The organism is Klebsiella sp. Q11, assembly GCF_964241505.1.
Taxonomy (GTDB): domain Bacteria; phylum Pseudomonadota; class Gammaproteobacteria; order Enterobacterales; family Enterobacteriaceae; genus Klebsiella; species Klebsiella michiganensis.
On record NZ_CAXSXW010000003.1, the window covers coordinates 194,820 to 210,970 of the forward strand.

The 16,151-nt window shown below is 41.4% G+C and carries 19 protein-coding genes, 1 tRNA gene and 1 pseudogene; 14 read left to right on the forward strand and 7 right to left on the reverse strand.

All coding sequences use genetic code 11. The features are described from left to right. Window positions 1–808: 808 nt before the first annotated feature. The 3 genes from ACESQ2_RS05605 (at window position 809) to ACESQ2_RS05615 (ending at window position 3,258) form a co-directional block, all read left to right on the forward strand. Window positions 809–1,078, forward strand: coding sequence for a hypothetical protein (locus ACESQ2_RS05605; protein WP_305109702.1), 270 nt, complete (start codon window positions 809–811; stop codon window positions 1,076–1,078). 169 nt (window positions 1,079–1,247) lie between these two features. Next, the gene (locus ACESQ2_RS05610) at window positions 1,248–2,237 is read left to right on the forward strand and encodes a hypothetical protein (protein ID WP_196548161.1); all 990 of its coding nucleotides are present in this window, start codon (window positions 1,248–1,250) and stop codon (window positions 2,235–2,237) included. Between the two features lie 55 nt (window positions 2,238–2,292). Beyond that, complete coding sequence (locus tag ACESQ2_RS05615; protein WP_305109690.1) at window positions 2,293–3,258, forward strand: restriction endonuclease; 966 nt, start codon at window positions 2,293–2,295, stop codon at window positions 3,256–3,258. Window positions 3,259–3,606: 348 nt separating this feature from the next. Here the strand turns inward: ACESQ2_RS05615 and ACESQ2_RS05620 are convergent, their stop codons facing one another. Beyond that, complete coding sequence (locus tag ACESQ2_RS05620) at window positions 3,607–3,930, reverse strand: helix-turn-helix domain-containing protein (RefSeq protein ID WP_001617706.1); 324 nt, start codon at window positions 3,928–3,930, stop codon at window positions 3,607–3,609. A 221-nt stretch (window positions 3,931–4,151) separates the two neighbouring features. On the opposite strand from ACESQ2_RS05620, the gene ACESQ2_RS05625 reads away from it, so the two are divergent. The 5 genes from ACESQ2_RS05625 to ACESQ2_RS05645 all read left to right on the forward strand — a co-directional run bounded on the left by ACESQ2_RS05625 (window position 4,152) and on the right by ACESQ2_RS05645 (window position 7,109). Beyond that, window positions 4,152–4,682: a membrane lipoprotein lipid attachment site-containing protein gene (locus ACESQ2_RS05625; protein ID WP_305109691.1), complete on the forward strand. Its 531-nt coding sequence runs from the start codon at window positions 4,152–4,154 to the stop codon at window positions 4,680–4,682. Window positions 4,683–4,692: 10 nt separating this feature from the next. Continuing rightward, window positions 4,693–4,968 (forward strand): hypothetical protein, encoded by a 276-nt coding sequence (locus ACESQ2_RS05630; RefSeq protein ID WP_047057328.1) that lies wholly within the window; start codon window positions 4,693–4,695, stop codon window positions 4,966–4,968. A gap of 460 nt (window positions 4,969–5,428) precedes the next feature. Beyond that, entirely contained in the window at window positions 5,429–5,644 is a 216-nt protein-coding gene (locus tag ACESQ2_RS05635) for a hypothetical protein (RefSeq protein ID WP_196548167.1), read from the forward strand. A 90-nt stretch (window positions 5,645–5,734) separates the two neighbouring features. Continuing rightward, window positions 5,735–6,016, forward strand: a complete 282-nt coding sequence (locus ACESQ2_RS05640) for a helix-turn-helix domain-containing protein (protein WP_021573572.1) — start codon at window positions 5,735–5,737, stop codon at window positions 6,014–6,016. Then, entirely contained in the window at window positions 6,009–7,109 is a 1,101-nt protein-coding gene (locus ACESQ2_RS05645) for a reverse transcriptase family protein (protein WP_373170221.1), read from the forward strand. The genes ACESQ2_RS05640 and ACESQ2_RS05645 overlap by 8 nt, the downstream gene beginning before the upstream one ends. 71 nt (window positions 7,110–7,180) lie before the next feature. On the opposite strand, the gene mobQ is transcribed toward ACESQ2_RS05645, so the two are convergent. Then, entirely contained in the window at window positions 7,181–8,686 is a 1,506-nt protein-coding gene (gene mobQ / locus ACESQ2_RS05650; protein WP_373170223.1) for a MobQ family relaxase, read from the reverse strand. 680 nt (window positions 8,687–9,366) lie between these two features. Between mobQ and ACESQ2_RS05655 the strand changes: the two genes are divergently transcribed. From ACESQ2_RS05655 to ACESQ2_RS05670, 4 genes are all read left to right on the forward strand, one after another. After that, on the forward strand, window positions 9,367–9,708 hold the full coding sequence (locus tag ACESQ2_RS05655; RefSeq protein WP_305109694.1) for a hypothetical protein: 342 nt from the start codon (window positions 9,367–9,369) through the stop codon (window positions 9,706–9,708). A 16-nt stretch (window positions 9,709–9,724) separates the two neighbouring features. After that, window positions 9,725–10,030 carry a conjugal transfer protein TraD gene (locus tag ACESQ2_RS05660; RefSeq protein ID WP_196548176.1) on the forward strand — a complete coding sequence of 102 codons (306 nt, stop codon included), beginning with the start codon at window positions 9,725–9,727 and terminating at the stop codon, window positions 10,028–10,030. A 392-nt stretch (window positions 10,031–10,422) separates the two neighbouring features. After that, window positions 10,423–10,980, forward strand: a complete 558-nt coding sequence (locus tag ACESQ2_RS05665) for a type 4 pilus major pilin (RefSeq protein WP_185654351.1) — start codon at window positions 10,423–10,425, stop codon at window positions 10,978–10,980. A 57-nt stretch (window positions 10,981–11,037) separates the two neighbouring features. Further along, window positions 11,038–11,388 carry a hypothetical protein gene (locus ACESQ2_RS05670; RefSeq protein WP_373170224.1) on the forward strand — a complete coding sequence of 117 codons (351 nt, stop codon included), beginning with the start codon at window positions 11,038–11,040 and terminating at the stop codon, window positions 11,386–11,388. A gap of 95 nt (window positions 11,389–11,483) precedes the next feature. Here ACESQ2_RS05670 and ACESQ2_RS05675 read toward each other — a convergent pair whose 3' ends face one another. Together ACESQ2_RS05675 and ACESQ2_RS05680 are read right to left on the reverse strand one after the other, a co-directional pair. Continuing rightward, entirely contained in the window at window positions 11,484–12,359 is an 876-nt protein-coding gene (locus ACESQ2_RS05675; protein ID WP_373170225.1) for a toll/interleukin-1 receptor domain-containing protein, read from the reverse strand. A gap of 149 nt (window positions 12,360–12,508) precedes the next feature. Beyond that, a pseudogene (locus ACESQ2_RS05680) lies at window positions 12,509–12,865 on the reverse strand (tyrosine-type recombinase/integrase); the annotation flags it as partial. On the opposite strand from ACESQ2_RS05680, the gene ACESQ2_RS05685 reads away from it, so the two are divergent. Next, on the forward strand, window positions 12,789–13,091 hold the full coding sequence (locus ACESQ2_RS05685; protein ID WP_373170226.1) for a hypothetical protein: 303 nt from the start codon (window positions 12,789–12,791) through the stop codon (window positions 13,089–13,091). The pseudogene ACESQ2_RS05680 and the gene ACESQ2_RS05685 overlap by 77 nt on opposite strands. Before the next feature lie 22 nt (window positions 13,092–13,113). Here ACESQ2_RS05685 and ACESQ2_RS05690 read toward each other — a convergent pair. The 3 genes from ACESQ2_RS05690 to ACESQ2_RS05700 all read right to left on the reverse strand — a co-directional run bounded on the left by ACESQ2_RS05690 (window position 13,114) and on the right by ACESQ2_RS05700 (window position 14,905). Then, window positions 13,114–13,201, reverse strand: a tRNA-Ser gene (locus ACESQ2_RS05690). 145 nt (window positions 13,202–13,346) lie between these two features. Beyond that, window positions 13,347–14,024: an isochorismatase family protein gene (locus ACESQ2_RS05695; RefSeq protein ID WP_046876518.1), complete on the reverse strand. Its 678-nt coding sequence runs from the start codon at window positions 14,022–14,024 to the stop codon at window positions 13,347–13,349. A 20-nt stretch (window positions 14,025–14,044) separates the two neighbouring features. Beyond that, the gene (locus ACESQ2_RS05700) at window positions 14,045–14,905 is read right to left on the reverse strand and encodes a pirin family protein (RefSeq protein WP_046876517.1); all 861 of its coding nucleotides are present in this window, start codon (window positions 14,903–14,905) and stop codon (window positions 14,045–14,047) included. Window positions 14,906–15,019: 114 nt separating this feature from the next. On the opposite strand from ACESQ2_RS05700, the gene ACESQ2_RS05705 reads away from it, so the two are divergent. Beyond that, complete coding sequence (locus ACESQ2_RS05705; protein WP_049069044.1) at window positions 15,020–15,925, forward strand: LysR family transcriptional regulator; 906 nt, start codon at window positions 15,020–15,022, stop codon at window positions 15,923–15,925. Window positions 15,926–16,151 lie beyond the last annotated feature (226 nt).

The following is a 16,151-nucleotide window of genomic DNA, read 5'->3' on the forward strand; positions in this document are numbered from 1 at the left end:
TTTACTTATGAAACTTGTAGTGCGACAGCATATATATAAATAATACTTTATCATTTTTATTTTAGAATAGTTATCAACTTAAGTACCGGGATTCGGGACTTTAACTCCCGGATGTCGGTACTTTGTTTTAAGCTATAGCTGGCTTGAGAGCATTTTTCTTCTTCATTATTCAAATAGCGAAGCTTTGGATGACATTTTAAAGGATGTAATATTGAAAATAGTTCTTCTTTTTAGTTGATTGGTGCCTTATCAAAATAGCACCAGTGGTGTTATCTGTGTTATTTTTCCTACTATGTTATTACAGCGAAGTGATTGTTTTCTACAATCACGAACCGCTGCTATTATCGGGACTGCTTGATTAATTTTACTTTAACTTTATATGCGTCTACGACGCGATATTTTTTGGATAAATCCAATATTAACAGGGGCAAGCCCTGTTCAGCAGAGTGATTGTTCGCAACAATCACGAAGTGCTGCTACCAAGGATATAGTTTTCCTATACGTTTAAGAGCAAATGCTATATGTCTAAAGGGAAAAACTATGTTTAAACATAGGATCTAAACTCATCATCATGAGGAAAAGAGATCAAAAAATGATCGAGTACTTTTGTTTTTATTTAATAGGCAGGTGATGAATAAAATAAAAATGCCAGCGTCAGGGCGTAGCTGTGCGTCAGCACAGAGATAAAGATTTTTTCAAAAAGTAGTTTAAAAATAAGAGGAAAAATCATGGTTAAAACATAGATAAATTTGATTTTCACGAGCGCGATGTAGTATTAAATAGTAATAAATAAAAAAGGGAAAAACAAATTAAAAATATTAAAATGATAACGCTCTTTCATCCCCATGAAAAAACACCATTTATGATCTGTATTGTAAACAAAGTAAAAGATACTGAATATGGAATAAAACTCACTCTTGAAAATGGCAATGATATATATGTCAATAATTATAGCCATTATCTGTTATCGGAGTCTGTAAGTCGTTGCGTTAAAGATACGTTGAAAAATATTTATATTCGCTTGGTTTCAGAACTCACACATATGAGTGAAGAAACTATAAAATCACAGATGTTATAAACTGAGTTATCAGTTTCAGATATTGTGATGTAATCCATAAGGTCAATGGTTTTGGGCTGATTCTTTATCCAGAGCTATCAACGAACATAAGTCAGGTTAAAGTCGAATGCGGTAAGGGGCAGTGTTCTGGTAAAATGCTTTATCTGATAGTGTCAGGAGGTGATGAGCGATGGAAGGTAAGTTAATTTTTTGTTCTGATGCAATACTACGGTTTCAGTCCGATTACGATGAAACCGCTGCTGTTCCATTGCTATCCATCCAGAACGTGATCGCCAATACAGATCCCTTCTTTCTTCTCCGTTTCTTCCACCATACCGTTCTGATTGAAGAAGGAACAACGCTGGCAAGTATCTTCTTGGCTATAGAGCCATGGAAGGCGTTGTTAGCAGCTTATCTGGACAGAGATGTTGGTGCTTATATAGATGAGGTAAGAAAACCGTCCGGGCCAACGACATGGGATATTGAATGGATCGGAATTGACCGTCGAAGCTCTGTTTATCGCGCTTACAAGCGTCAGGATATGGAAGAAGGGGAGGATTTTTCGACCTATTTTAATCGCGAGCGATTCCCGACTGATGAGTTTGACATAGAAAGTAGCTGTGATGCTTCCGGCTTTATCAAAGGAGATAAAGAACGCTGGAGTATCAGCGGTGATGTTCACGAAATAAAAAACCTGCCGGTGATCCTCTATAGCAAACAGACGCTGATGACTTCACCGAAAGACGGCTTACTGGAGAAAAGCGTATCAGGGGTGCAGAGTTCCAAGCATAGCTGCTTCGTTTATGGCGATACCTCGTTTTCTTTCAGTGAGGTAATGGAAGCCATCTTCATTAGTGGGCTGTTCTTCTATGCGCCAAGAGACGCAGCCAGTAGTCTTGATGAACTGAAAGCGAGTTTGGCTGGGCTGGAAAAAGAACTGGCCGAAGTACCAAAAGTGGATTCGACTGGCAATGAAACAGATAAAGAACCTTCTATAGTCGTAGCCGAAGGTGCTTTTGATTCGGTCACAGCTCACATGGAAACAGAAGCTGAGGAGTGGCAATCCATTAAGAAGCTGTGCCAGCGAGAAGGTGAGCTACCCATACGTATTGGCAACATCAAAGTGGCTGAGGCTCCAGAGTTGTATTTGTGTGGGAAACGTTTAGATGTATCATCATGATTATTAATATGCTTAATCTTATGGTTATATTTGGTGCTTTTAATGGATGTAAAATATGAAAAATAGAACAAAAAATAAGATGGTGGTTGATGCAACTGAGTTATTACTTGATGAATGGCTACAATTAATTAAAGAAAACGACAAAAAACAGTGTTATTTAATTAATGACTGTTGTTTTCCAACGGATAAAATGCTAGGTGAGTATATTAATAATATTAATGAAAGGAATGATGATGAGGTTAGATATTTGATCTCAAAGTTTCTGATATCCGGGGGGAGATATTATTCAGATGATTCTATTTTACAGTTTTTCAATACATTTTCTCAGGAAAGAAAGCAAGAGCTTCTAAGTCGCTTTACATTTTATCAGCGATTAACATCGATTAAGGATTGGCACAATGTATGGCCCTCAATTACTTGGGTGTTAGATTTATTACCCCATTTCCCTTATGAAGCGCTAAATGCAATCCGGTCTTATTTTCAGGCTCATTGTCAATTCATGACGGATCAACGATTTGATGGTTGCAGTGATGCTATAAGACTTATTGAAGCAAAATATATCCAACATCAATTGCCCGTTAAGCAGGTTTTATTGGATATCACTTCACGTGATTTCGAGTTGTTAACAGCATATCTTTATAAAAAGAAAGGATACACTGTAAAAATAACATCACGAAGCAGAGATGGTGGTTATGATGTCCTTGCTGAGCAAAAAAACGAACGCCAATATGAAAAATTATATATTGAATGTAAACGATATACTGAAAACGTAGGAGTTAGAATTACGCGCAATGTTCTTGGATTATTAAGTATTGAAAATGCAACAAAAGGTGTTGTAGTAGCAACTTCATATTTTACTAAAAGCGCCAGAAATGAAGCCCAGAAATCTAACCGGTTAGAACTAATTAACATAGATGAATTTGATAAAGATATGAGGAAATATGTGGATGTTCATTGGATAGGGAAAATACAAGAGTATGTGTCTGCGATAAGGAAAGAACTAATTGACAGGGAAAGTTGAAATTTATACTACTAAGCTCTATCTGGTGATAAATGATATCAACTATATGGAAACCGAAGTGATAGCACTACAGACTAGCGGTATCTGCGACCCGTTCTATTCAATGGTATTGAACGATTTTTATCGGGTAATGTATCGTAGAGCAATATGGAAGTCTGGATTCATTACAATCTATTTTTGATAAATAGTTGGGACCCGGAAAAATGTGCTGTGAGAGGATGCCAATACAGTCATTAGTTGACGGAAAGTTCATGTGCCCCGAGGACATTTAAGCCAGATGTTATCTGATAGTAACCCGTGTGAATAAAAATAGTTGCAAGTTTAAAACTAAGCTAATATATTTTATCTCTACTTGCTATGGTTTGTAATTCTTACAATTATATTCTCTACTTCTTCTGTTGATAACTTATCAAAATTCATCACGATAGTGGCAAGTTGATCATTTTCAACATAGAAATATGCTAACGGCACATTTAGCGTTTTGGCTAATTTTTGTGCTGTTTGTATATCGGCTTCATGGACACCTTTCTCATATCGATTAATGCGGGTACTTGCTACAAATTCATCAATTCCAGCAGCGATACCTAACTTCTTTTGAGAAAAACCAGCAGCCAACCGCGCTTCTTTCAGACGCTTACAGAAAATATCTCTATGGGATTCTCGCTGGGTCATAAGCACTCTCATCATCAAGAGCTACGAGAATCGTAGTTTTCCCTTGTTTTCGATACTACGTTTAACGTAGTATTGACCAAGAATGATGTATTGGTCTGTTGATGCTTACAGTTTGAACAGTGTTAGATGCCATTTCGGATTAGTGATTGAAATTGTTCAAGGGTTGTCTCTGTCTGTACCAGTACAAGTGCTTAGTCTGTTATCACTGATGGGATATGAAAATGAAAAAGGTCTTTCTTGTGGCAGGTGCTGTGTTAGTTCTTGCGGGATGTGGTGAAAAAGGCGATTTCGAGAAAGCGATCAATGCCAAGATCGGGCAGACCAGATACTGCTTCTCGCTGGATAATAACAACACCAGTTTCCCCATCCGTCTTGCCAAACCACGATTTGATCAGACTGGCACAGGGACAAATTCAGTGATCCTCGATGGATTTATTGAGCAGGGAATGATGGTCTTTGAGCAGGGCTATGATTCGAACTTATTAGGGATAACAGAGGAAGGCAAAAAAGCCAAAGTCTGGAGCACAACAGATGGTGCTTGTGTAGGTCGTCGTGCCGTTGACGAGATCAAGGAATGGAGGGAACCGGGTAACGGTGGTCAGAAGGTTGTTCGCGTATCGTATACGTGGAAGCTGGTTGACGTTCCGGGCTGGATTGACAAAAAAGCGTTCGCCAACGTTAAAGGGATGAATGAACCTGCTGATGGTGCCATGAATCTAGTTAAAACCAGCAACGGCTGGAAAGCTAATTAAGGAAGCCGTCATGGAAAATAATACCATCAAATGCCCATTTTGCTTCAAAGAGAGTCAGCGTGGGGTTCACGTCTGTACAGGCTGTTTAGCGACGGTTTTATATGGTGCCTTTCCCGGCTGGTATGCTTTCGTGATCATCCTGTTGTCTTTTGGCATGTCTTTTCTCATTGGCATGTCTACAGGTATGGCTGGAGCTACTATCAGCTTGCCAGTAATCGCTGTTGTTGGATTTGTCGCTGGAAAAGTCATTTTCTCAGATAATGTTGTGTTCAGAAGAAGGACGTAAAACCTCTTTTAATGTAAATGCAAAGAAACCATGTCTGCGAATCTGTATGTAGTTTTTTTTTGCATAAAAAAATATTTTATATTTCAAAATAGAATAAATAAGTGTGTTGCCTGTCAGGCAACAACTGACTATCATTTAATTATGGACGAACGAACTCGTTTGTCTTTGCTCTTTAAAAACCTCTAGGATCGGTAAAGGACTGAGTGAAACTTTCAGTCAACCATTTCTCCAATACGAGACGTGGCCCATGTCCCTCTTCATTGTGATCGTAACTTAATGCGAAATGTATATTGCAATCGTATATCTACGATACGGCATTGTTTAATGCTGAAATGGCGGGGTATCCAATCAGTTGTGTTGGATGGGTGTTGGCTGGCTTTGTCTACGGTGTGCAACACGATCCACAAGACATTTTGGCGGGGATGCAAGTTGCATCGTGTTGTTAAAATGAGAGGTTTTTATGAAAGATGTTTTAGACACTTTGCGCCAAGTGCGTGAAAAGAGCAAACACACTGTAGACAATAGCTCTTTGAAAGAACTGGATGATGCGATTCTGACCCTTGAAAAGAGAATCGAGGAGAATTCTAAAGGCCACAAAGCCTTAGATTATCTTTCTTATATCGCTAAGATCTTTGCTTTAATTAAACTTCTTAGCGGTGATTCTGATTTTCATTAATATCTACCTACTAAGGAGATTTGTTATGTATCCATCTTCATTTTCTGAACGAGCAGCCAGCCATGTCAATCCCATTATCTGAGGTGCACTATGTTAGATATTGGTTCAACCATTAAACTATGCCGAGAAGCACGTAAGCTCACCTTACAAGAACTATCAGATAGAACGGATTTAACGAAATCTTATCTATCTCGTATAGAGAACAATCAAAGAGATCCTACTATTTCAGCACTAGAAAAAATATCATTAGCGCTGCATATCCCTCTAAATCTCATCATCCTTCTTTCTGAAAGTGAAGAGACAAATGATGAGTTTTCTGACATCAATAACATGCTCAAAAAAACTATAATGGATTCATTAGTTAATGTATAAGAATTGGAATTATTCAAATAGACCACTTGCTAATTTAGAGTCTCTATTCAAAATGCTGGAAACAAATGAAGAGAGGCTTACTTATCTTTTAAAAAACAAAAAAAATTTTTTCAAAACGGTACCGGTAATCAGAAAAGGTAAAAAAAGAACGACGTATAAAGTGGTTGGTGAATTATTAAAAATACATGAGCTTATTAAACAGCGTGTTTTTTCGAAGATATCACTTCCGGAGTATATTACTGGCGGTAGGAAAGGCGTCAGCTATATAGATGATTGTATATCTCATCGTAATAAATCAATTATCATTCAAGAAGATATGAAGGATTTCTTTCCTTCTATAAAAGAAGAGTTGATAGCTAAAGCATTTCAATATTACATGAACTTCTCTCCTGAAGTTTCTTCATTATTAGCCAATCTATCAACACTTGAAGGCTCACTTGTTCAAGGAACTAAATTAAGTACGGACACTGCCAACTTAATATTTTTAGAAGAAGAGGCTCTTATCAGTGAGGAAGTCAGAAAAATAGGTGGAAAATATACGAGATATGTCGATGACATAACTATTAGTTTCGAATCAGGAGTTAATAATGAAAGTATTTCAAAAATAAAAACAATGATTTTGTCAATGGTGCTCAAAAGTGGAATTAGATTAAATAGAAAGAAATCAAAAGTTTTGAGAAATGGTCAGTCCAAAATCGTACATGGTGTAAAAGTAATCAAAGAGCTTAGGCCAACACAAAAAAGAAAAGATAATATAAGGATGTGTCTTTTTAATTTGAAGAAAAAAGTGATTGAAAAGGAAAGTGTTATGGATGTTCTTACGATGTATTTTAAAATTAGAGGATTAATAAATACATTAAAGCAGCAAGGTGATAAAAATCATGCAGAGTATATAAAGCAAGCTAATCAGATTATAGCTGGTGTTGATAAAAAGGATGCAATAAAATCAATAAGGAAAATGAGAAAAGTTAGAGATATCAAGAAATTAAGGTTTTTGTATTCAAAGTTAAAACCATTAGGTAATTCATCTAAAAGTGTATCGGCCATTTTAGATGTTGAATATGAAAACTGTAAAAGCAAACTTAATAAATAATTGAAGGAATAATGCAAGGCAATTCTTAATAGTCAGTATTCTTTACATGTTTGTATAAATGAGCAATTAAATTATTTATTAGAGCGATAACTCGAAGGTCTCAGTCGTGGTGAATTATTATTGTCGTTCCCATTTGTGGGGGAAGTAAAAGGCATATCACTATTAACGTTATTCTTTTCGTTTTTCTGACGACTTGGGAAACGAGCGGTTTTGTCATTATCTGATACGTTTCCACAGAACTCTGCTTCCGATGATTTTTGACCATTGTTAAATTTAACGCGTTTTTCAAACTCTGAGCGTGGAACACGGATCCCCAACACTTCATCAAACACATAATTTTCAGCAATACGCTTGTCATGATCGGCATCGATGTTATCGAGTTTCCTTCTGGCCCATACAAATCTCTCTCTTATATATCCTACTACCAGTAGTGTGAAACGCTTAAACATACCATTCTGGCGTGGTTTAACTTGCTTTCTATTGTTCATGGGAGCACAGTTCTTTGCTCTGGTGTTTCGAGAAGAAGATGTTTTCAGTTTAGTGGATTTATTCGGTTCAGGAGCAACCAGAACAGGGGATTTCTTCCCTGCGGCACTAACTTTGCTGACCTTATTGGGATCACGATAAGATTTTGCGGCTGGTTTTCTGTATGGTCCAGATGTCGTCATAACAGGCTGCGGTTCTTTTGTTGCCGGGTAGTCTGGAAGAACAATCTCTTGTGGTTCAGGAAGAACAGATATCGTAAAGCTTCTGACATCAACCACGATCTCCAGTGGTAGCTCACTGAAAGTGGTGTAGACCTTCTTCGCCTCTTCTATTTGCTGATCGCGTTGAGCTTGTTCGGCAGCTCGTTGTTCCTGAGCTTCCTTATCATTCCACTTGGCACGATGAACACGCTGCATTGCTGGGCGATTGGTTTCCGTTGCTTTAGCAATCCAGAATGCTTTTTCTTCAGCGCTGAATGCTTCTTCTGCTTGGGTAAGGGCATCAGCACATTGAGTTCTGAGAGAACGGTGATCGATACGTGCCTCACTCCCTGCGGCTTCAAGGTAGCTCTTTGACATCGTGGCCCATGACTCACGCCATTGGAGCATCATCTTCTTATCATTCCAGCTTCTGTCTTTTTTACCGAAGCCAGCAGCCGTGATAGTTTTCAGCGTCAACATAACATGTGCATGTGGGTTCTTACTGTCCAGATCATGGAATGCGATATCAGCAATCATCCCCTTATCGACAAAGTTTTTCTGACAGTATTCGGCAACTAATTTTTTCTTGTCATCGTTATTAAGTTCAACAGGAATAGCGACATCAAAATAACGGGCTGTCTGACCATTACTTTGACGCTCCACTCTTTCAACTTCATTCCAGAGCGCTGAGGAGCTTTCAACAATGTGAGCAGGAGCGGAAACAGGTGCCAATATAATATGACCATGAAGATCTGTTCTGTGGCTGAAATCGAAAACCTGTCCAATGCGATCATCTGTAATACGTGTACGGGCATGGTAGGCAGCTTTCGCAACGGAAGTCATGCCTTCGCTTCGTTTCACAATTTTAAAATCCAGATGAAAAATCGCCATTAAAAATATTACCTCAATATAAATTTAAATATCTAATCAATAAATGAATCGCAAATATAACCATGCGGGTTTTAGTTTTTCGTAAGAAAAACTCTGGTGTTGACGTTGACCTTGCTTTTAGCCTGCGGCAGCAACCGTCGGTAGACCCCACACACTGCGTAGCAGTGTATAGGTGGGCATTGTCTTTAAAAAAATAAGCCAATGTAAAAACTTCCCCTTAGTTAATTAATACGAAATATACTGATGGTTGTAAAATGATGCGTTAAATTAAATGACGAAAATTGGATTAAGGGTGTAAGTTTCACGTCCAAAGGGAAAAAAGAGTAAAGAAAAGGCCCGTAAGGGCAAAAGAGGTATTAATTATTCCCTCCGTAAGGCGGGATAGCTAAAATTGATGGAAAAGTCAATAATACAGAAAGTGTTATGTGTTGCACAATTCACAGGTTGAGATTGAAAAATAGAGTTTAAAATTGATTGGTGAAAATAAAAACACGAATGCACAAAAATAAGTAACGCGGAGAGTGCCAGATGTTTTTGGTTAGTGAATACTCTCACATGCGTTGCACATATTTATAAAGAGACGTATCAGAATCATTGTCTCTGACAAAATTGTATAAATTTGACGTTATTTCTCTTTGGTGATAGTTAAATATAATATTAAACAACTCAAGGAGATAAAAATGAATGAACAAATGACCTATGTTTTAAACATTGATACCTACATTTTACAGAATAGCTATGAAAAGATCACTGAACTATTTATGACTAAACATAAAGAAGCGATAATAGAACACTTCGGTTTCGATATGAAAACTTTTCAGTTTTACTTTGAACCTGCACTATATACGATTGGTGTTTGGCAAATGGAAGTTGATGCGGGCACCTGCAACAATGAAGAAGATGAGGTATTGAGATTTTTTAGTGAATTGCGTCCAGACGATGCTGGTAAACTGGCAGAGTCTATTTTGCAGTTCAGTGATGTTTTCATGAGTGGTGTGGATATAACAATAAATGTTTCTTAAACAAAGGATAGACTATATGGATGATAAAAAGAATAAATTAAGAACAGAAAAAACATTAAAGCAAAAAGTAGCATTTGCTCAACTTGAACTTAACCGCCTTAAGTCAATGGAAAAATCAGAGCAAAAGAAAGTTGAAACAAGACTCAAAATTATTCTTGGGGCGGAAGTAGCCAAGGTTATGAATTGTAGTATCGAACAGGTGGATAAAGAACTTGTTATGGGGATTTTACTTTCAGTATCTGAGTTGAATGATATTGAAAGAATAAAATATATAAAAGCAGGGAGGTGGTTTCTTGCTCAAATGGATGGAAGGCAGAAATAAAAAAGATTAAAAAATTTTATGACAGGGGTTGATATCTAATTAATATCTGTTATCTATATAAAAGAACAGAGCGCTAAGTAATCTTTTTATTAATACATATTTTTTCCTTTTAACTCATGCGTTCTGTTTGACCAATAATCTATTAAATTTTATGTTGTAAGCGTCATTATTACTTTTTCATTAGATATGATTAATATCCCATGAGGAAGTAATAAAGATAGTTGTGATAACAAATGTTGTTTTTAAATCTTCCAAAAGGCAAAGAACACTCTTTGCCTTTTTCAATTCATCCGTCTATCAGATGGAATAATATATATCTTGCGTTATCTATTGCCAGATATGAGAGAAGCGTTATAACAGGAGGTATCATTAAAATAAAAAAGGAGATAATAATGGTTTTATTAAATAATAAAAGAAAAAGCAAGAAAGGTTTCTCATTACTCGAATTATTACTTGTTCTGGGGATTATCGCAGCGTTAGTGGTAGCTGCTTTTATTGTGTATCCCAAAGTTCAGGCTTCACAAAGAGCACAGGCTGAATCCAATAACATTGCCACCATACAGGCAGGTGTCAAAGCACTCTATACATCAGCATCCAGTTTTACCGGATTAACGAACACCGTTGCTGTTCAGGCAAAAATATTCCCTGACAATATGTTGAGTGGAACAGGTAATACAGCTAAACCTATCAATGCCTTCAAGGGTAATGTCACGCTCGCGGCTGCGGCTACAGGACCATCATCAGCGGCTGGCTCTTCTTTTACCATTACCTACAGCAATGTGCCTGCAGCGGAGTGTGTGAAGATTGCAACCGCAGCAGCAGGTAATTTTTATATTGCTACGGTCGGAACGAAGGTGGTTAAAGCTGCCGGTGGAACGCTGGATGTTGCGGCAACTGCTTCAGCATGCTCTAACGCTACAAGCAACACATTAGTATTCACGTCTATTTAATTAAAGGGGCACTTGATGCCCCTTTTTGGATCATGTTTTCAGATGGGAGATATAATTATGATAAAGGAAAAAGGATTCCGAGGGCTGGATTCGGGAAGAGGACTTGACTCAGGAAGAACTATTAATTCTTATCAGGATGATCAGATTCAAAACATTACAGGCCATATGGCGGCTGATATATCGCAGAGTGGAAACATCGGTAAATATGCGGGTGGTGCTTTCGCGGATAGTGGTGCGTTAGGTGATGGTGATGAAGGTCATAAAAGCAATGAAGTGAGGAAATATACGTTTGATGCTTCAAGAGTTGTTCGAGCAGGTAATGAAACAAGACCTAAGAATGTTGCCATGAATTATATCGACTTATTGAGCGAAATAGTATATGTAAGCAAAAATTCGCTGAAAATATAAAGTGGAGAAGTTCGAAAGGTATTGCTATTCCATATATACCATTGAAATTCTATCCATATGTGTAGGTAAGAAGGGCTTTGTAGCCCTTCTCTAACCTACATCCCGTAATATTTAGAACTAAACGATACGGTTATTGGGGCTTCATCGTATAAACAACTTACAGTTATTTTTAATTTCCGTCGATGATCATAATATGTGTGGCTATGCGTTTTTTTACCAACTAACTCAAGTTCTGATAAGCCTATACTTAATGCTCCGAGGAAAATTTCAGAATCGAATTCTTGATTTCTGTAATGTGGAATTGTTTTTTTAAAATCAACTTCTACAAAGCTAATATAATTACCTTCAGAACAAAGGTGCATCCGGCAATCATCATCTTCTACAAAGATGCTGCCAACTTCATTGCCTTTACACTCAAAGATTTTTTCTGCTTGTGGAACTTGCATTCCCATGTATTGAAACGGTCTGTGAAATGGTTTACACATTATAGGGATATTGGCATGAGATGCTTTATCTAAAGCGGTGCCAAGATTATCAAATATTTTCTCGTCGCTCATGACGTTTTTATTAAAAACCATCCCTATGCTTTGAATTAATCTTTTAAAGGCTTCAACATAGTTATCTTCATTTCTAAAATCTGCATACAGTTTCCCAATGAGAAAACCCGGAGGCTCACATTCTTTCAGCATAATAGGTAATACTTTTATTTTTTTACCGCTTATTTGATAATTCATTGCCACATCAAGTTCATTGACTACCCAAGGCGCATTTATTGAATCAGGCGATAGAACAACAGCAAAATAATCAACACTATCAATACCCTCCCTGATTTTTTGAATCAGAGAGTCGCCAATTTTCATTTCTGCCTCATCAAGCCAATAACGTACACCGTGATTTTCAAGGTCTCTTGCTAACTTTCTGACAAATGGCTTGTCATTATGATTATGGCTTAAAAAAACTCTAATACTCATAGGTCCCTCAACAAGCAATTATGTAGTGAATTACAACTCTGTAAGAATATCAGTAAGATACTTCTTTGTGTCCTAAATTAGTGAATCTTTTTCTGAGTAAACTTAAACGACCTGATCATCCCATCGAGGTTTACATCAATCATTGTTGATCATGTATTGGCAAAACAATACCCCGACCAATCATCCATCAGCGCGACCTGTTTAGGCCACAGCGTCCCACGTTGATACGCTGCCTCGGCCTTATCTGTCAACTGGTGAGCCAACGCATGTCCAATAACCTCACGTTGATAGTCCGTTGTTTCACCAACCCACTCGCGGAAAGTAGAACGGAAACCATGCCGTGTTAAGTCACTATGGCCCATTCGTTTCAATACAGCTAATAACGACATATCAGAAAGGGTTTCAGCACGAGGGGCAGGAAATACTTGATTGTTATCTTTCAAAGGCGGTAAGCCTTCTAATAAAGCAACGGCAGCATCAGACAGAGGAACTCGGTGCTTTTTACTACCGAGAGATACTTATGCAAACTTTTCTAAAGCGTTTCAGGTAGGGAAGTGGGGCTGTTTTTACACAATCTATAGTAAGTTTGGTGTAGCAACCGAAGGTCCAAAAACAAACCTTTCATCAGGAAAATCACAGCAAAAACAAGAAGTTCAGATACAAAAAAAGCCCGTTTACACGAGCTTCTTTATGCAGCATTTTATGCAGGACAAAACCAAATATGTATCGTAACTAATTGATTTTGTATCAAATATGGCGGTGAGGGGGGGATTCGAACCCCCGATACGTTGCCGTATACACACTTTCCAGGCGTGCTCCTTCAGCCACTCGGACACCTCACCATATTGTTTTGTCGCTCACCTTGGGTGGGCAACGGGGCGCTACTATAGGGAGTTGCGCTAAAACGGTCAAGCAGTATTTATGCTTTCGCTACCGTTCGGTTAAGCAATGAACACTGCCCCGCCGTAGCACGGCGGGGCAGTCATTTTAACGCTGTGAATCAAGCTGTTCGTTATTCTTCACCACGTCCTGAGCTTTGGAGTAGCTCTCAATCAGCAGCTGGTATGCCGGGAAGACCTTGGTATACACCTCGGCCCACTCAGCGGCATCCGGGCGATTCCAGGTGCGCTGCAGTTCAGAAGCAACCGCTGCGGTATCCATCGGTACGACGCCAGCCTGGACGACGCGGGCGAGGGTGATTTCCTGCGCCATCTTGCTATAGGTACCGGAAGCATCAATGACGGCAAAAACCTTATAGCCATCGGCGACGGCGGCAATGGACGGGAACGCCATGCAGACGCTGGTAATGGTACCGGCGATAATCAGCGTTTTACGCCCGGTTGCTTTTACTGCGGCAACAAATTCCGGGTTATCCCACGCGTTAATCTCTCCTTTACGCGCAATATATTGCGCATGGGGCGCGTTCGCATGAATCTCAGGGATCAGCGGGCCGTTTGGTCCCTGCGGCACTGACGCCGTGGTGATCACCGGGATCCCGGCTAATGAAGCCATCTTCGCCAGCGCGGCGGCGCGCGCCCGCAGCTCCGGCATCGGCATATCACCCACGGTCTGGAACAGACCGCTCTGGTGGTCAATCAGCAGCATGGCGGTATCATTGACATCAATAACCGGACGAGAACCATTAAAGTTAGCTGGGGTAGACATATTATTCACCTCATTCAATATCAGATTTGGCCGAAGTGGCCGCTATTAAAATCACGAACCGCTTCCGCGATTTGTGCTTTGGTATTCATCACAAAGGGGCCGTAGCCCACGATCGGCTCCTGCAGCGGTTCACCGGCCATCAGCAGTACTTTTGCGTTGCTACTGGCCGAGAGGTGGAGCGCTTCTCCTTTCTGGCTGAGCACCACCAGCTGACCCTCGCGGGCGCTACCCTCGCCGTTCACCACCACTTCACCTTCCAGAACGACCAGCGCCGTACTCCAGCCGGCAGGCTGATGCAGCGTGATTTCCTGGCTCTGGTTAAGCTGCAGGTCCCAGACGTTAAGCGGAGAAAACGTGTGCGCAGGGCCGACAATATCTCCGTAGCGCCCGGCAATAACCCGCATATGGCCCGCATTATTCGGCAGCTCAACGTCAGGAATCACATCAGCAGTGATGCTCTGGTATCCCGGCTGCGTCATTTTGTCTTTCGCCGGGAGGTTGACCCAGAGCTGAATCATCTTCAGCTCGCCGCCGGTACGGGTAAATTCCGCCGAGTGGAACTCTTCATGCAGGATCCCGGCACCTGCGGTCATCCACTGCACATCGCCCGGCCCAATGACGCCGCCTCTGCCGGTAGAGTCACGATGTTCAACTTCGCCGGAATAGACCACGGTGACGGTTTCAAATCCGCGATGCGGATGTTCGCCGACGCCGCGTTTGCCTGTCCCCGCCGGGAAGTGATGGGGGCCTGCGTAGTCGAGCAGCAGGAAGGGGCTTAGCTGTTCGCCATGCGTCTGGTAAGAGAACATTGAGCGAACCGGGAAACCATCGCCTACCCAGTGCTGTGAAGGCGCGGTGTAGATACCTGTAATTTGTTTCATGGCAGTCTCCTGAATAGCTGTTTCTGATGTGGATAAGCATAGATTCGCCACTAATAGTCCGCTAGATAGCAAAAATGACCTATACTGTTCTAAAAATGGAACGATGGGGGAAGGATGCAGGATCTCAATGACTTAGCCTGGTTCGTACAGGTGATCGATCACGGTGGTTTTGCCGCGGCGGGCAGGGCGCTCGATCAACCTAAATCCAAGTTGAGCCGTCGTATCGCCCAGCTAGAAGAACGCCTCGGCGTCCGTTTGATTCAACGTACAACCCGGCAGTTTGCGGTAACGGAAGTTGGCCTGACCTTTTATCAGCACTGCAAAGCGATGCTGATTGAGGCGGAAGCGGCAGAACAGGCGGTGGAAACCCTGCGTTCCGAGCCGCGCGGGAGCGTAAAGCTGACCTGCCCGGTAACGCTATTGCATGCGCATATCGGGCCGATGCTGGCACGGTTTATGGTGCGCTATCCGGGCGTGAATCTGCAGCTGGAAGCGACTAACCGGCGCGTTGACGTTGTTGGAGAGGGCGTCGACGTCGCGATTCGCGTACGTCCAAGGCCGATAGAAGATAGCGATCTGGTGATGCGTGTTCTGGCCGATCGCGGGCACCGTCTGGTCGCCAGCCCACGGTTGGTGGAGCGGCAGGGGCAGCCTCAGGTTCCTTCAGCGCTAAGCGATTGGCCGGGGTTAAGTCTGGGGGCGGGCAAACATCAGCATAAGTGGCAGTTGACCGGCCCGGAGGGGGCAAGGGCGGAAATCTACTTTACTCCCCGGCTGGTCACCACGGATATGCTGGCGCTCCGTGAAGCGGCCGTTGCCGGCGTTGGGGTGGTACAGCTTCCTTTATTAATGGTGCGCGATCAGTTGGCCGCCGGAGAGCTGGTGGTTGTCCTCGATGAGTGGCAACCGCGCAGGGAGGTGATCCATGCGGTGTTTGCCTCTCGTCGCGGATTACTCCCCTCGGTCAGGGCGCTGGTGGATTTCCTCAGTGAAGAGTATCAGCGGATGGAAGAGGATTAGCATTTGCCATAATCCCGGCGGCGGCGCGATGCGCCTGTCCGGGCTCGGATTACCGGCAATCTGCGGCCCGGTAGCCCGGCTAAGCGCAGCGCAAGCCGGGAAGAAGCCACAGCAATACCGCGTCACGGCATATTCCCCGGGTTGCGGCGTAAACGCCTTACCCGGGCTACGGGCTATCGGCAATCTGCGGTACTGTAGCCCGGGCACGCGCATCGCGCAGCCCCCG

What these genes read in the sequence shown, in the direction of transcription:
- ACESQ2_RS05610 (WP_196548161.1), top strand. Translation starts at nt 1,248, where the DNA reads ATGGAAGGTAAGTTAATTTTTTGTTCTGATGCAATACTACGGTTTCAG.
- ACESQ2_RS05615 (WP_305109690.1), top strand. Translation starts at nt 2,293, where the DNA reads ATGAAAAATAGAACAAAAAATAAGATGGTGGTTGATGCAACTGAGTTA.
- ACESQ2_RS05620 (WP_001617706.1), bottom strand. Translation starts at nt 3,930, where the DNA reads ATGACCCAGCGAGAATCCCATAGAGATATTTTCTGTAAGCGTCTGAAA.
- ACESQ2_RS05625 (WP_305109691.1), top strand. Translation starts at nt 4,152, where the DNA reads ATGAAAAAGGTCTTTCTTGTGGCAGGTGCTGTGTTAGTTCTTGCGGGA.
- ACESQ2_RS05630 (WP_047057328.1), top strand. Translation starts at nt 4,693, where the DNA reads ATGGAAAATAATACCATCAAATGCCCATTTTGCTTCAAAGAGAGTCAG.
- ACESQ2_RS05635 (WP_196548167.1), top strand. Translation starts at nt 5,429, where the DNA reads ATGAAAGATGTTTTAGACACTTTGCGCCAAGTGCGTGAAAAGAGCAAA.
- ACESQ2_RS05640 (WP_021573572.1), top strand. Translation starts at nt 5,735, where the DNA reads ATGTTAGATATTGGTTCAACCATTAAACTATGCCGAGAAGCACGTAAG.
- ACESQ2_RS05645 (WP_373170221.1), top strand. Translation starts at nt 6,009, where the DNA reads ATGTATAAGAATTGGAATTATTCAAATAGACCACTTGCTAATTTAGAG.
- mobQ (WP_373170223.1), bottom strand. Translation starts at nt 8,686, where the DNA reads ATGGCGATTTTTCATCTGGATTTTAAAATTGTGAAACGAAGCGAAGGC.
- ACESQ2_RS05655 (WP_305109694.1), top strand. Translation starts at nt 9,367, where the DNA reads ATGAATGAACAAATGACCTATGTTTTAAACATTGATACCTACATTTTA.
- ACESQ2_RS05660 (WP_196548176.1), top strand. Translation starts at nt 9,725, where the DNA reads ATGGATGATAAAAAGAATAAATTAAGAACAGAAAAAACATTAAAGCAA.
- ACESQ2_RS05665 (WP_185654351.1), top strand. Translation starts at nt 10,423, where the DNA reads ATGGTTTTATTAAATAATAAAAGAAAAAGCAAGAAAGGTTTCTCATTA.
- ACESQ2_RS05670 (WP_373170224.1), top strand. Translation starts at nt 11,038, where the DNA reads ATGATAAAGGAAAAAGGATTCCGAGGGCTGGATTCGGGAAGAGGACTT.
- ACESQ2_RS05675 (WP_373170225.1), bottom strand. Translation starts at nt 12,359, where the DNA reads ATGAGTATTAGAGTTTTTTTAAGCCATAATCATAATGACAAGCCATTT.
- ACESQ2_RS05695 (WP_046876518.1), bottom strand. Translation starts at nt 14,024, where the DNA reads ATGTCTACCCCAGCTAACTTTAATGGTTCTCGTCCGGTTATTGATGTC.
- ACESQ2_RS05700 (WP_046876517.1), bottom strand. Translation starts at nt 14,905, where the DNA reads ATGAAACAAATTACAGGTATCTACACCGCGCCTTCACAGCACTGGGTA.
- ACESQ2_RS05705 (WP_049069044.1), top strand. Translation starts at nt 15,020, where the DNA reads ATGCAGGATCTCAATGACTTAGCCTGGTTCGTACAGGTGATCGATCAC.